This window comes from Elioraea sp. Yellowstone (assembly GCF_006704265.1).
Taxonomy (GTDB): Bacteria; Pseudomonadota; Alphaproteobacteria; order Acetobacterales; family Acetobacteraceae; genus Elioraea.
Map to the genome: position 1 here is coordinate 1 of NZ_VIKA01000019.1, position 12,361 is coordinate 12,361.

At 72.2% G+C, this 12,361-nt stretch carries 12 protein-coding genes; 5 read left to right on the forward strand and 7 right to left on the reverse strand.

Annotated features, from left to right (window positions below; translation table 11 throughout):
- Window positions 1-101: 101 nt before the first annotated feature.
- A complete protein-coding gene (locus FK498_RS04920; RefSeq protein ID WP_370510877.1) occupies window positions 102-713 on the reverse strand; it encodes a DUF1285 domain-containing protein in 612 nt (203 codons plus the stop codon).
- A 121-nt stretch (window positions 714-834) separates the two neighbouring features.
- Between FK498_RS04920 and FK498_RS04925 the strand changes: the two genes are divergently transcribed.
- The 3 genes from FK498_RS04925 to FK498_RS19870 are packed head-to-tail and all read left to right on the forward strand — an operon-like array spanning window position 835 to window position 3,690.
- Window positions 835-1,872 carry an AAA family ATPase gene (locus tag FK498_RS04925; protein ID WP_370510878.1) on the forward strand — a complete coding sequence of 346 codons (1,038 nt, stop codon included), beginning with the start codon at window positions 835-837 and terminating at the stop codon, window positions 1,870-1,872.
- Entirely contained in the window at window positions 1,869-2,783 is a 915-nt protein-coding gene (locus tag FK498_RS04930; RefSeq protein WP_141852132.1) for a DUF58 domain-containing protein, read from the forward strand. Before FK498_RS04925 ends, FK498_RS04930 begins: the two co-directional genes overlap by 4 nt.
- 13 nt (window positions 2,784-2,796) lie before the next feature.
- Window positions 2,797-3,690: a BatA domain-containing protein gene (locus tag FK498_RS19870; protein ID WP_141852134.1), complete on the forward strand. Its 894-nt coding sequence runs from the start codon at window positions 2,797-2,799 to the stop codon at window positions 3,688-3,690.
- On the opposite strand, the gene FK498_RS04940 is transcribed toward FK498_RS19870, so the two are convergent.
- The gene (locus tag FK498_RS04940) at window positions 3,681-4,958 is read right to left on the reverse strand and encodes a TRAP transporter large permease (RefSeq protein WP_141852136.1); all 1,278 of its coding nucleotides are present in this window, start codon (window positions 4,956-4,958) and stop codon (window positions 3,681-3,683) included. The genes FK498_RS19870 and FK498_RS04940 overlap by 10 nt on opposite strands.
- Window positions 4,955-5,530 (reverse strand): TRAP transporter small permease, encoded by a 576-nt coding sequence (locus tag FK498_RS04945; protein WP_161988317.1) that lies wholly within the window; start codon window positions 5,528-5,530, stop codon window positions 4,955-4,957. Before FK498_RS04945 ends, FK498_RS04940 begins: the two co-directional genes overlap by 4 nt.
- A 70-nt stretch (window positions 5,531-5,600) precedes the next feature.
- On the opposite strand from FK498_RS04945, the gene FK498_RS04950 reads away from it, so the two are divergent.
- On the forward strand, window positions 5,601-6,719 hold the full coding sequence (locus FK498_RS04950; protein ID WP_141852140.1) for a mandelate racemase/muconate lactonizing enzyme family protein: 1,119 nt from the start codon (window positions 5,601-5,603) through the stop codon (window positions 6,717-6,719).
- Between the two features lie 43 nt (window positions 6,720-6,762).
- On the opposite strand, the gene FK498_RS04955 is transcribed toward FK498_RS04950, so the two are convergent.
- The gene (locus FK498_RS04955; RefSeq protein ID WP_237560834.1) at window positions 6,763-7,752 is read right to left on the reverse strand and encodes a sialic acid TRAP transporter substrate-binding protein SiaP; all 990 of its coding nucleotides are present in this window, start codon (window positions 7,750-7,752) and stop codon (window positions 6,763-6,765) included.
- A 162-nt stretch (window positions 7,753-7,914) separates the two neighbouring features.
- On the opposite strand from FK498_RS04955, the gene FK498_RS04960 reads away from it, so the two are divergent.
- The gene (locus FK498_RS04960; RefSeq protein ID WP_141852144.1) at window positions 7,915-9,450 is read left to right on the forward strand and encodes a UxaA family hydrolase; all 1,536 of its coding nucleotides are present in this window, start codon (window positions 7,915-7,917) and stop codon (window positions 9,448-9,450) included.
- 51 nt (window positions 9,451-9,501) lie between these two features.
- Here FK498_RS04960 and FK498_RS04965 read toward each other — a convergent pair whose 3' ends face one another.
- The 3 genes from FK498_RS04965 to FK498_RS04975 all read right to left on the reverse strand — a co-directional run bounded on the left by FK498_RS04965 (window position 9,502) and on the right by FK498_RS04975 (window position 12,359).
- Window positions 9,502-10,347, reverse strand: coding sequence for a fumarylacetoacetate hydrolase family protein (locus FK498_RS04965; RefSeq protein WP_141852146.1), 846 nt, complete (start codon window positions 10,345-10,347; stop codon window positions 9,502-9,504).
- A 22-nt stretch (window positions 10,348-10,369) separates the two neighbouring features.
- Complete coding sequence (locus tag FK498_RS04970; protein ID WP_141852148.1) at window positions 10,370-11,119, reverse strand: SDR family oxidoreductase; 750 nt, start codon at window positions 11,117-11,119, stop codon at window positions 10,370-10,372.
- Between the two features lie 73 nt (window positions 11,120-11,192).
- Entirely contained in the window at window positions 11,193-12,359 is a 1,167-nt protein-coding gene (locus FK498_RS04975) for an alpha-D-ribose 1-methylphosphonate 5-triphosphate diphosphatase (RefSeq protein ID WP_141852150.1), read from the reverse strand.
- Window positions 12,360-12,361: the final 2 nt, after the last annotated feature.

Genomic DNA, 12,361 nt, shown 5'->3' on the forward strand with positions numbered 1-12,361 from the left:
GGCGGCCGCGGCAGGGGCGGCCTCGGGCGCCGCTCCCTCCGCGGCCGCGCGCCGGAGCCGCGCGGCGAGCCCGGCCGCGTTCGGGGCGAAGGGCGGCGCGCTCACCCCTCGTCGGCCTGGCCGAGCGGGAAGAAGCTGTCCGACGACCAGACGCCGAGCACGCTCTCGCCGTGCACCGTCTCCGGCACCGCGAGGGCGACGAGCTCGTAGTAGACCGACCGCTCGATGCGCGCCTCGATCGGCAGGCTGCCGCGACCCGGCCGCACGGCGAGATAGGGCGTGGGCAGGCAGGTGACGATGTCGCGCGCGACCCGGATCGGGTGTTCGCGGCACGCCTCCACCACCTCGTCGACATTGGTGCGGAAGGAGAGCACCTGCCTGCCGCGGCAGTGCGAGACGAACAGCTCGACCGCGAGGAAGGGCGCGTCCTCGACCTCGATGCGGCCGCGCTCGGCCGGCGTGACCAGCCAGAACGAGCCGTCGGGCTCGCGCGTCAGCACCGAGGCGAACAGGCAGACGAGTTCCTTCCGCCGGATCGGGCTGCCCTGGTAGTGCCAGGTGCCGTCGCGGGCGATGCGGATCGCGATGTCGCCGCAGAAGATGGGTTCGCGCCGCGGCCGCCGCACGGGCGGGGTGAGCGCGAGCCCCGGGATCGGCAGGTCGCCGTCCCCCTCTCCTTCGCCGCGCTCCACGACGCGCCGGTCCGCCGCCACTCGCTCTCCACGCCGTCTCCGGCGCAGCCTCCTCCGCTGCCGGCGTCACGTCCGCGTGACCCTCCGGCGTCCGGTTTTCCGTCATCCGCACATATAGGTAGCATTCCATCGCGGCGTGTAGATGCGAAGGGAGATCAGCGTGGCCGAGACGACCCTGATCGCCGGGCCGGGCCCGGCCGAACCGGCCGATCTGGTCGCCGAGGTCGAGGCGCTGACCGGCCGCATCGCGCGCGTGCGCGAGGCGGTCGGCCAGGTGATCTTCGGCCAGCCCGAGGTCGTGGATCAGACGCTGATCACGCTGCTCGCCGGCGGGCATGTGCTGCTGGTCGGCGTGCCGGGCCTGGGCAAGACCAAGCTGGTCGAGACGCTGGGCACGGTGCTGGGGCTCGCCGAGAAGCGGGTGCAGTTCACGCCCGACCTGATGCCGGCGGACATCATCGGCTCGGAGGTGCTGGACGAGAGCGCCGAGGGGCGGCGCAGCTTCCGCTTCATCAAGGGGCCGATCTTCTGTCAGCTCCTGATGGCCGACGAGATCAACCGCGCGAGCCCGCGCACCCAGTCGGCGCTCCTGCAGGCGATGCAGGAGATGAAGGTCGCGGTGGGCGGGATCGAGTACCAGCTGCCGCGGCCGTTCCACGTGCTCGCGACCCAGAACCCGATCGAGCAGGAGGGCACCTATCCGCTGCCCGAGGCGCAGCTCGACCGCTTCCTGCTCGAGATCGAGGTGTCCTACCCGGCGCTCGAGGCCGAACGGACCATGCTGCTCGCCACCACCGGCGCGGTGACGGTGCGGCCCCAGCGGACGATGGGCGCGGAGGAGCTGCTCGCCGCGCAGGCGACCATCCGGCGCATGCCGGTGGGCGAGAGCGTGGTCGAGGCGATCCTGACCCTGGTGCGCGCCGGCCGCCCGGAGACCTCGCCGCTCGAGGCGGTGAAGCGGCATCTCGCCTGGGGGCCCGGCCCGCGCGCCGCCCAGGCGCTGATGCTCGCCTGCCGCGCGCGCGCGGTCCTGGACGGACGCTTCGCCCCCTCCGTCGACGACGTGATCGCGCTGGCGCCGGCGGTGCTGCGCCACCGCATGGCGCTCAACTTCGCCGCGCGCGCCGACGGGGTGCAGCTCGCCGACGTGATCGGCCGGCTCACCGGCCTGCTCGGATGATCCAGGGCCAGCCGGGGGTTGCCGGCACCGCTGCCCGGCGCGCCGAGCAGCTCGCCGCCCGGCTGCCGCCGCTGCTGGTCGCGGCCGAGCGGGTCGCGGCGACGGTGGCGCAGGGCGTGCACGGCCGCCGCCGCGTCGGCCAGGGTGACAGTTTCTGGCAGTTCCGCCAGTTCCTGCCCGGCGACCCGGTGCACCGCATCGACTGGCGCCAGTCGGCGAAGGGCGACCGCACCTTCGTGCGCGAGACCGAGTGGGAGGCGGCGCAGAGCGTCTGGCTCTGGCGCGACGCCTCGGCCGGGATGCGCTGGCGCTCCGATCGTCGCCTGCCGGAGAAGGCCGAGCGGGCGGAGCTGCTCGTCCTCGCGCTCGCCTCGCTGCTGCTGCGCGGCGGCGAGCGCGTCGCCCTGCTCGGCGCCGGGATGCGCCCGGTCTCGGGGCGGGCGATGATCGAGCTCATGGCCGAGGCGGTCGCGCGGCGCGGCGATCCCGGCGCGCTGGCGGGCCTGCCGCCGGCCGAGAACCTGCCGGCGCACGCCCGCGTGGTGCTGATCGGCGACTTCCTCTCGCCGCTGCCCGACGTGCAGCAGGCCGTGGCGCGGCTCGCCCAGGTCCCGGTCGCGGGGCACATGCTGCAGGTGCTCGACCCGGCGGAGGCGGCGCTGCCGTTCCGCGGCCGCATCCGCTTCGAGGGGCTCCGGCGCGAGGCCGCCGCGCTGATCGGCAAGGTCGAGGGCGTGCGCGGCGACTACCAGGCGAGGCTCGCCGCCCAGCAGGAGGGCCTGCGCGCGATCGCCGCCGCCGCCGGCTGGACCTTCGGCGTGCACATCACCGACCACCCGCCCGAGACCGCGCTGATGGGGCTCTATCTCGCGCTCGCGCCCGATCGCGCCGGGCGGGGCCGCGCCGCGTGAGACGGCACGGGCGATGATCGAGGCGGTCGGCGCGATCGGCTTCGCCCATCCGTGGCTCCTGGCCGCGCTCGCCCTGCTGCCGGCGCTGATCTGGCTCCTGCGGGTGACGCCGCCGGCACCGCGGCTGCTCGCCTTCCCCGCGGTGCGGCTGCTGCTCGACCTGCAGCGGCGCGAGGAGAGTTCGGCGCGCACGCCGTGGTGGCTGCTCGCGCTGCGCCTGCTCGCCGCGGCGCTGGTGATCCTCGGCCTCGCCCGGCCGGTGCTGAACGCGGGCCAGGGACCGGGCGGGACGGGGCCGCTCCTGCTGGTGATGGACGACGGCTGGGCCTCCGGCCCGGACTGGCCGGCGCGGCTCGCCGCGGCCGAGGAGGCGCTGGCGGAGGCCGACCGCGCCGGGCGCGAGGTGCGGCTGCTCGCCACCGCGCCCTCCCCGCGCGGCGAGCCGCCCCGGCTCTCCCCGCCCATGCCGGCGGCGGAGATGCGCGAGCGGATCGCCGCGCTGAGCCCGCTGCCCTGGCCGCCCGACCGGGCCGCCGCGGCGGCCGCGCTCGCGAAGTCGGGCACGACCTCGCTCGAGCTCGCGGTCGCCGGCGTGCCGCAGGTGGTGGCGTACCGCGTCAACCCGATCACCGCCGCGATCGTGCGGCGCCTCGTCACCGTGCCGCATGCGAGCCTCGTCAACCTGCTCGCAGGCGAGGAGGTGGTGCCCGAACGGTTGCAGGAGCAGTGCACGCCCGAACGGCTCGCCGCGGCGCTGCTGCCGCTGCTGACCGGGACCGATGCCGCGGCTGCCCAGCGTGCGGCCTTCGCGCGCGTGCTCGGCCAGCTCCGCCCGCCGGGCGGGCTCGCGCCGTCCGAGGCGGCCGCCGAAGCCGTGCTGGCCGAACTCGCGACCGTTCAGCGGTAGAAGATCTCCGGCAGCAGCAGCACGAAGCCCGGCCAGTAGGTGACGACGAGCAGCGCGCCGAACAGCGGGATCAGGAACGGCGCGATCGACGCGGTGACGAACTCGAAGCTGCGGTCCGAGATGCGTGCGAGCGTGTAGATCACGAGCCCAACCGGCGGCGTCAAGAGGCCGATCACCAGATTGAGCGTCATGATGATGCCGAACTGCACCGGATCGACCCCGATCTTGGTGATCAGCGGCAGGAGCACCGGCACCAGGATGGTGATCGCCGCGATCGTCTCGAGGAAGCAGCCGACGACCAGCAGCAGCAGGTTGACGATCAGCAGGACCAGGACGCGATCCTCGGTGATCGCCAGCACCGCCTCGGCCACCTCCTCGCTGATCCGCGTCGTGGTCACCAGCCAGCCGAAGATCGAGGCGCCGGCCACGATCAGCAGGATGATCGCCGTCGTCTCGATGGTCTCCATCGAGACGCGCACCAGCCGGTTCCAGCCGAGCGTGCGATAGGCGACGAGGCCGAGGAAGAGCGCATAGACGGTCGCCGCGATCGCCGCCTCGGTCGGCGTGAACAGGCCGGACTTCATGCCGCCGATCAGGATCACCGGCGTCATCAGCGGCAGCACGGCGCGGAAGGTGGCATGCGCCAGGCGGCACCAGCCGAAGGCCGCATCGCGGGGGAAGCGCTGAAGCCGCGCCACCACCGCCACCCAGCCGAACAGCATCACCGCGATCAGGAGGCCGGGCAGGATACCGGCGGCGAAGAGCTGGCCGACCGAGGTGTTCGCCATCACGCCGTAGATCACCAGCGGCAGCGAGGGCGGGATGATCGGCCCGATCACCGAGGAGGCGGCGGTGATGCCGATCGAGAAGTCGTCGGGATACCGGGCATCGCGCATCGCCTTGATCTCGATCGTGCCGAGCCCGCCCGCATCCGCGACCGCGGTGCCCGACATGCCGGCGAAGATGATCGAGGCGAACACGTTGACGTGGCCGAGCCCCCCCTTGGCCCAGCCCACCGCGGCGATCGCGAAGTGGAAGATCCGGTCGGTGATGCCGGCGCTGTTCATGAGGTTGCCGGCCATGATGAAGAACGGCACGGCGAGCAGCGGGAAGCTGTCGATCCCGTTCACCATGCGGTGCACGACCACGAGCAGCGGCAGGTCGCCGGTGAGCGCGACATAGAGCAGCGACGCACCGCCGAGCGCCACCGCAACCGGCAAGCCGATCAGCAGGAAGCCGATGAAGGAGAGGAAGAGGAGGGTGGTCACGGCCGCGCGGCTCCCGACTCGCGCGGCTCCTCGCCGGCCCGGAAGCGTACCACCGCATGCCAAGCGAAGCGGATCGTCGTCAGCGCGAGACCGAAGAACGCGACGTAGTAGACGAGGCCGAGCGGCAGGTCGACCACCACCATCGGCTGATACCACATGGCGTCGGCGATCTCGAAGCAGAGCCAGGCCGCGACGGCGAAGAACGCGACCGTGATCGCGGCGAGCAGCAGGCGCAGCCAGCGCCGCAGCACCGGCGGCAGGACGAAGAGCGCGAGCTCGAGCGCGATATGCGTGCCCTTGCGCGCCGCCATCGCCGCACCGACGAAGGTGACGCAGATCAGCAGGTAGCGGGCGATCTCCTCGGTCCAGGCGATCGAATCGTTCAGCACGTAACGCGTGAAGAACTGGAGGAACACCACGCCGGCGAGCGCCCAGAAGATCGCGAAGACGATCCAGTCCTCGATCCGCCAGTCGCCCGGCGGCTCGTGCAGCTCAGCATCTTCCTGCTGGTGCAGCAGCTCCTCGTAGCCCGGGGCCGCGTCGTCGTTGGCCGGCGTCCGCGTCTCAGACACCCCTTCCCTCCTTCCCTCGTCCACCTAGACTGCCCGCGGCGCGGCCGCGCCCAGTGAAGGAGGACCGCACATGGCGCGGATCGCGCGCATCGAGATCAGCCAGATCGACCTGTTCCCGAAGCGACCGCGCAGCGACGCGATCCAGGCCTTCACCTGCCAGGAGACGCCGGTCGTCCGGATCGTCTCCGACGACGGCGCCGATGGCATCGGCTACAGCTACACCATCGGCACGGGCGGGTCGTCGGTCATCGCCTTGCTGCGCGATCATCTCGCCCCGCGCCTGATCGGCCGCGATGCGGACGCGATCGAGGCGATCTGGCAGGATCTGTTCTGGCACACCCATGCCCTCTCGGTGGGTCCCCTCACGGCCCTGGCACTCGCCGCGATCGACACCGCACTCTGGGACCTGCGCGGACGGCGCCTCGGCGTGCCGCTGCATCGCCTCGCCGGGGGCGCGAAGGAGGCGATCCCGGTCTACGACACCGAGAGCGGCTGGCTCCATGTCGAGACGCCGCAGCTCGTGGCGGACGCCCAGGCAGCCGCCGCGAGGGGCTTCCGCGGCGTGAAGGTGAAGGTCGGCAAGCCGCATCTCCGCGAGGACGTCGCCCGGCTGGAGGCCGTGCGCCGAGCGATCGGCGACGGCGTGGAGCTGATGACGGACGCCAACCAGGGCTTCACGGTCGCCGAGGCGATCCGTCGTGCCGGCGCCTTCGAGGCGGCCGGGCTCGGCCTCGCCTGGTACGAGGAGCCGCTGCCGGCGGAGGATGTCGAGGGGCATGCGCGGCTCTGCGCGGCGACGACGATTCCGATCGCGGTCGGCGAGAGCCTCTATCATCCCGCGCAGTTCCGCGACTACCTGGCCCGCCATGCCTGCCGCATCGTGCAGGTGGACGTGGCACGCATCGGCGGCATCACGCCCTGGCTGAAGGTCGCGCACATGGCCGAGGCGTTCAATGTCGCCGTCTGTCCCCACTACCTGATGGAGCTGCATCTGCCGCTCTGCTGCGCGGTGCCCAACAGCGCCTGGCTCGAGCACATCCCGCAACTCGACGACGTCACCGACAGTCGGGTGGCGATCGAGGGCGGCCTCGCGCGTGCCAGCACCGAGCCTGGCAACGGCATCGTCTGGAATCGCGAGGCGATGCACCGGCACCAGGCCTTTGTGCCGATCGTGATCGACCGGGCCTGACATGGCCGGAGGCGGGCCCGAGGGCCCGCCTCCGGCCCCGCCGTCAGTTCGTGCGTGCGCCAAGCGCCTGCAGGCGGTCGTACTGCGCGCGCGTCCAGCCCGCGCCGGCCGATTCGTCGTTGTGCAGCGGCAGGGCGGCCGCGCGGAACGCGGCACGATCCGGCACCATCACGGTCTTGCCCTGGGCACGGAACCAGTCGGGCAGGGTCTCCTCCGCCGTGCGGATGGCGAAGGTCGCGCGGTTCGCCGCCTCGCGCCAGACCTCCTCGAACACCGCCCTGTCGGCCGCGCTGAGGCGGCGCCACAGCCGCCCGCCCGCGATCGTCAGCAGGTTCTCGGTGATGTGGCCGGTCAGCACGATGTGGCTCTGCACCTCGTAGAACTTCTTGGCCTGGATGGTCGGCAGCGGGTTCTCCTGGCCGTCCACCGTGCCGTTCTGCAGCGCGAGATACACCTCGGCGAAGGCGATCGGCGTGGCGTTGGCGCCGACCGATCGCGCGAACATCAGGTAGAGCGGCGCCTGCGGCACGCGCAGCTTCATCCCGCGCATGTCCTCGGGCTTCATGATCGGCCTGTTGGCCGTGACGTGGCGCGCGCCGTAATAGGTGAGTGCCAGCGTCTTGTGGCCCGTCGCCCGGTCGTAGCCCGCCATCAACTCCTTCAGCAGGTCGCTGTCGCGATACGCCAGCCAGTGGTCGAAGTCGCGGAACACGTAGGGCGCATTGCTGATGGCGATCGGCCGGAAGCGGGATCCCGCGAAGGCGGTGCCGGTGTAGATCATGTCGATCGTGCCGAGCGTCAGCGCCTCGTTGATCGCCGGCTCGTTGCCGAGCGCCGAGGCCGGGAACACCTCGATCCGCCAGCGGTTGTCGGTGCGCTTGGCGATCTCCTCGGCCGCCCACAGCGCCTCGGTGTGGTAGGGCTCGTTCACCTCGTAGACATGCGCGAAGCGGAGCCGCGTCTGCGCCTCCGCCGGCTGGGCTGCCATGGTCGTGAGCGCCATCGCGACTGCGACGGCCGTCAGACGGATCATCATTCCTCCCTCCCTCCGGGCCTTCCGACCGCATCTGGGCTGATGTATCAGGTATCCATGCCGGATCGCCGGTGCGATTGCAAGCGCGCCCTGCCGCCCCGCCGCAGGCGGGATGGCAGTCGCGGCGGCGCTGCGCGATAACCACGCATGGAGGAGACCGCCATGCCGACGCCCCCGCTGACCATCCGCCTGCACCCCGAGGACGGCGTCGTCATCGCGCGCGCCGACCTCCTGCCCGGCACGCCGATCCCCGGCGAGGGCGTCATCGCCGCCACCCGCATCCCGCCCGGCCACAAGATCGCGGTGCGCGCGCACGCCGAGGGCGAGCCGGTGCGCCGCTACGGCCAGATCATCGGCGTCGCCACGAGGCCGATCGCGCCCGGCGAGCACGTGCACACGCACAATCTCGGCATGGGCGAGCACAGCCGCGACTACGCCTTCTGCGCCGAGACGAAGCCGACCCTCCATGTCGATCCGCCGGCGAGCTTCCAGGGCATCATCCGCCCGGACGGACGCGTGGCCACGCGCAACTACATCGGCGTTCTGACCACCGTGAACTGCTCCGCGACCGTCGCGCAATACGTCGCCGACGCGTTCCGCCGGAACCCCTTCACGAACCACGACCCGCTCGCCGACCACCCCAACGTGGACGGCGTCGTCGCGCTCACCCACAAGACCGGCTGCGGGATGAGTGACCTCGAGCCGCTGCGCCTCCTGCGCCGCACCCTCGCCGGTTACGCGACGCACCCCAACTTCGCCGCCATCATCGTGCTCGGCCTCGGCTGCGAGGTGAACCAGATCCCCGGGCTGATGGAGGCCGAGGGGCTGGACGGCAAGTCGCGCGTCCTGGCGATGACGATCCAATCGGCCGGCGGCACCGCGAAGACCGTCGCTCGCGGCGTCGAGTTCGTGCGCGAGGTGCTGGCCGAGGCCAACGCCGTCAGGCGCACCGCCGTGCCGGCGAGCCACCTCTGCGTCGCCCTGCAATGCGGCGGGTCGGACGGCTACTCGGGAATCACCGCCAATCCCGCGCTCGGCGCCGCTTCCGACCTCGTGGTGCGCCACGGCGGCACGGTGATCCTCAGCGAGACGCCCGAGACCTACGGCGCCGAGCACCTGCTGACCCGCCGCGCGGTCAGCGAGGAGGTCGGGCGCAAGCTCGTCGAGCTGATGGCGTGGTGGGAGGACTACACGCGCCGCAACGGCGGCGAGCTCGACGACAACCCCTCCCCCGGCAACAAGGCCGGCGGGCTGACGACGATCCTCGAGAAGTCGCTCGGCGCGATGGCGAAGGCCGGCACGACCAACCTCGTCGAGGTGTACCGCTACGCCGAGAAGGTCACGGCCAAGGGCTTCGTGTTCATGGACACGCCGGGCTACGACCCCGTGTCGATCACGGGGCAGGTAGCCGGCGGGGCGAACCTCGTCTGCTTCACCACCGGCCGGGGCTCGGTCTATGGCTGCAAGCCTGCACCGTCGCTCAAGCTCGCCACCAACACCTCCATGTACCGCCGCATGGAGGACGACATGGACATCAACTGCGGCACCGTGCTCGACGGCGACGAAAGTGTTGCCGAGTGCGGCGAGCGCATCTTCCGGGAGATGCTGGCGGTCGCTTCCGGCAAGCGCACGAAGAGCGAGCAGTGGGGCTTCGGATCGGAGGAGTTCGCCCCCTGGGTGCAGGGCGCGACGATGTGAGGAACGGCGGGGGAAGGGGCCATTGGCCCCTTCCCCTCGTCCCCTGCCGCGTTACGCCGCCACCGTCCGCTGACGCTGCTCGCCCAGGCCGGCGATCCAGACGCGCATCTGCTGGCCGGGACGCAGGTAGACCGGTTCGGGCTTCTTGCCCATGCCCACGCCGGGCGGCGTGCCCGTCGTGATGATGTCGCCCGGCATCAGCGTCATGAAGCGCGACACGTAGCTGACCAGGTGCCGCACGCCGAAGATCATCGTCCTCGTGCTGCCGTGCTGCATCACCTGCCCATCGACATCGAGGCCCATCTCGAGCGCCTGCGGATCCGGAACCTCGTCCTTCGTCACCAGCCACGGACCCACCGGTCCGAAGGTCTCGTGCCCCTTGCCCTTGTCCCAGGTGCCGCCGCGCTCGATCTGGAACTCGCGCTCGCTGACGTCGTTGACCACGCAGTAGCCGGCGACGTGGTCGAGCGCCGAGGCCTCGTCCACGTACTTCGCGCGCGACCCGATCACCACGCCGAGCTCCACCTCCCAGTCCGTCTTGGCCGACCCGCGCGGGATCTCCACGTCGTCGTTCGGACCGTTGAGCGCCGTCAGCGCCTTCAGGAAGATGATCGGCTCCTTCGGGATCGGTGCGCCGGTCTCGGCCGCGTGATCGGCGTAGTTCAGCCCGATGCAGACGAAGTTGCGCGTGCCGGTGAACGGCACGCCGAGACGCGGGCTGCCCTCGACCTTCGGCAGCGCCGCGACATCGACGGCGGCGAGCCGCGCGAGCCCCGCCGGCGACAGCTCCTCCGGCCCGATCTCCTCGACGATCCCCGAGAGATCGCGCACGTGCCCCTCGCCATCCAGGATCCCCGGCTTCTCCAGGCCCTTCGGGCCCCAGCGCAGCAGCTTCATCCGATCCGTTCCCTTCTCGCCTTCACAGGGTCCAACCGCCGTCGATCACGATCGCCTGGCCGGTCACGAACGCGCTCTCGTCGCTCGCGAGATAGACCGCGAGCGCGGCGATCTCCTCGGGCCGGCCGAGCCGGCCCATCGCCTGGCGCGCGATGAACGCCGCCCGCGCCGCCTCGACGCTGCCCGCCTGGGCGGCATTCGCCGCGATCCGGTCATGCAACGATGGCGTCTCCACCGTGCCCGGGCAGATCGCGTTCGCGCGCACGCCGCGCTTCACGTAGTCGGCGGCCACACTCTTCACGAAGCCGATCAGCGCCGCCTTGGTCACGCCATAGACGAACCGGTTCGGCGCGCCCTTGATCGAGGAGGCGGCCGAGGACATCACGATGATGCTGCCGCCGCCCCTGGCCAGCATCGCCGGCAGGAACGCCTTGGTCACGCGGAACGCGCTGCGCACGTTCAGATCGAGCGCGAAGGACCACTCCTCCTCGGTGCAGGTCTCGATCGTGTTCTGGTGGACGAAGCCGGCGCAGTTGAACAGCACGTCGACCGCGCCCGCCTCCGCCGCCGCCGCCGCGATTGCCGCCGGGTCGAGCACGTCGAGCCGCCGCGTGCGGATCCGCGGCCCCGCCAGCGCACCGAGAGCGGCCTCGTTGACGTCGGTCGCGATCACCTCCGCGCCCTCGGCCGCGAAGGCGAGCGCGGTCGCGCGCCCGATCCCCTGCGCCGCCGCCGTCACGAATGCGCGCTTGCCCTGAAGCCGTCCGGCCATTCGCCTCCTCCCCTGCCGTGCGGCGCGCATCCTTGCCGCGCGCGCCGCGGCGGGCAAGGGGGCGACGGACGCCTCAGGCGAGCAGCGACGCGCCGCGGCCGGACATCCAGGCGATGCGGCCGCCGACGATGCTGGCGACGACCTCGGCGCCGGAGAGCGCGGAGTCGTCGAGCAGCACCAGGTCGGCACGCAGTCCGGCCGCGATCCGGCCGCGATCGGCGAGACCCGCGGCAGCCGCGGCATTGGCCGAGACCATCGCCCAGGCCGCCGGCAGCGTGCAGACCTCCCGCGCGGCGAGCGCGAAGGCCGCGTGCCGCATCGCCGGGTAGTAGTAGTCGGAGGCCAGAACGTCCGCCGCCCCCGCGCGCACCATCGCCTCGGCCGAGTGCCAGCCGAGATGGCTGCCGCCGCGCACCACGTTCGGGCAGCCCATCACGACATGCTCGCCGGCCGCGCGCGCGGCCAGTCCCGTCGCCGCGTTCATCGGGAACTCGCAGATCGTGCAGCCGAGCGCCCGCCATCGCGCGCGCGCCTCGGGCGAGGCGTCGTCGTGGCTGGCCATCGCCAGTCCGGCGTCTCGGGCGACGTGGGCGGCCCGCGCGACGAACGGTTCCACCTCGTCGGCGCGCGCCAGCATCGCCTGTGCGAGCGCCAGCACCTCGGCGCCCGAGATCTTGGACCGGTCGGCGTAGCGTGCCGCCCGCGCCGGATCGGCGGCGCGCCGGGCGATCTCGGCAGTGTGGTCGTTGAAGGCGAGCAGGTGCACCGCACCCGACGCGATCGCCGCCTCCGCAGCAGGCCACTGGTCCATGGCGTAGGTCTCGAGGCGGAGATGGATGCGATGCTCCGCGCCGAGCTGGCCGCGCAGCCCGCCCCAGGCCGCGACGAAGGCCCGGAACGCCGCCTCGCTGCGCAGCCCCGGCTCCCAGGAGAGCGTGACGCCGTGGAATGCGGTGGTGATCCCGTTGGCGAGCAGCTGCGCGTCGGTGTCGATCAGCGCGAGATCGTGGCGGAAATCCACGCCGGGACGGGGCTGCACCTGGCGCTCGAAGGCGTCGCCGTGGATGTCGACCAGGCCCGGCGCGAGCAGCAGACCGTCGGCGCGGATCGCGCGCGCGCGCGGCGGGGCGTGGGCGCCGATCGCGGCGATCCTGCCGTCGATCACGGTCAGCGTCGTCGGCGGCGAGACGGCATCGGCGAGCAGCAGGCGGGCACCGGCGATCGCGAGCGGTCGGGTCATGG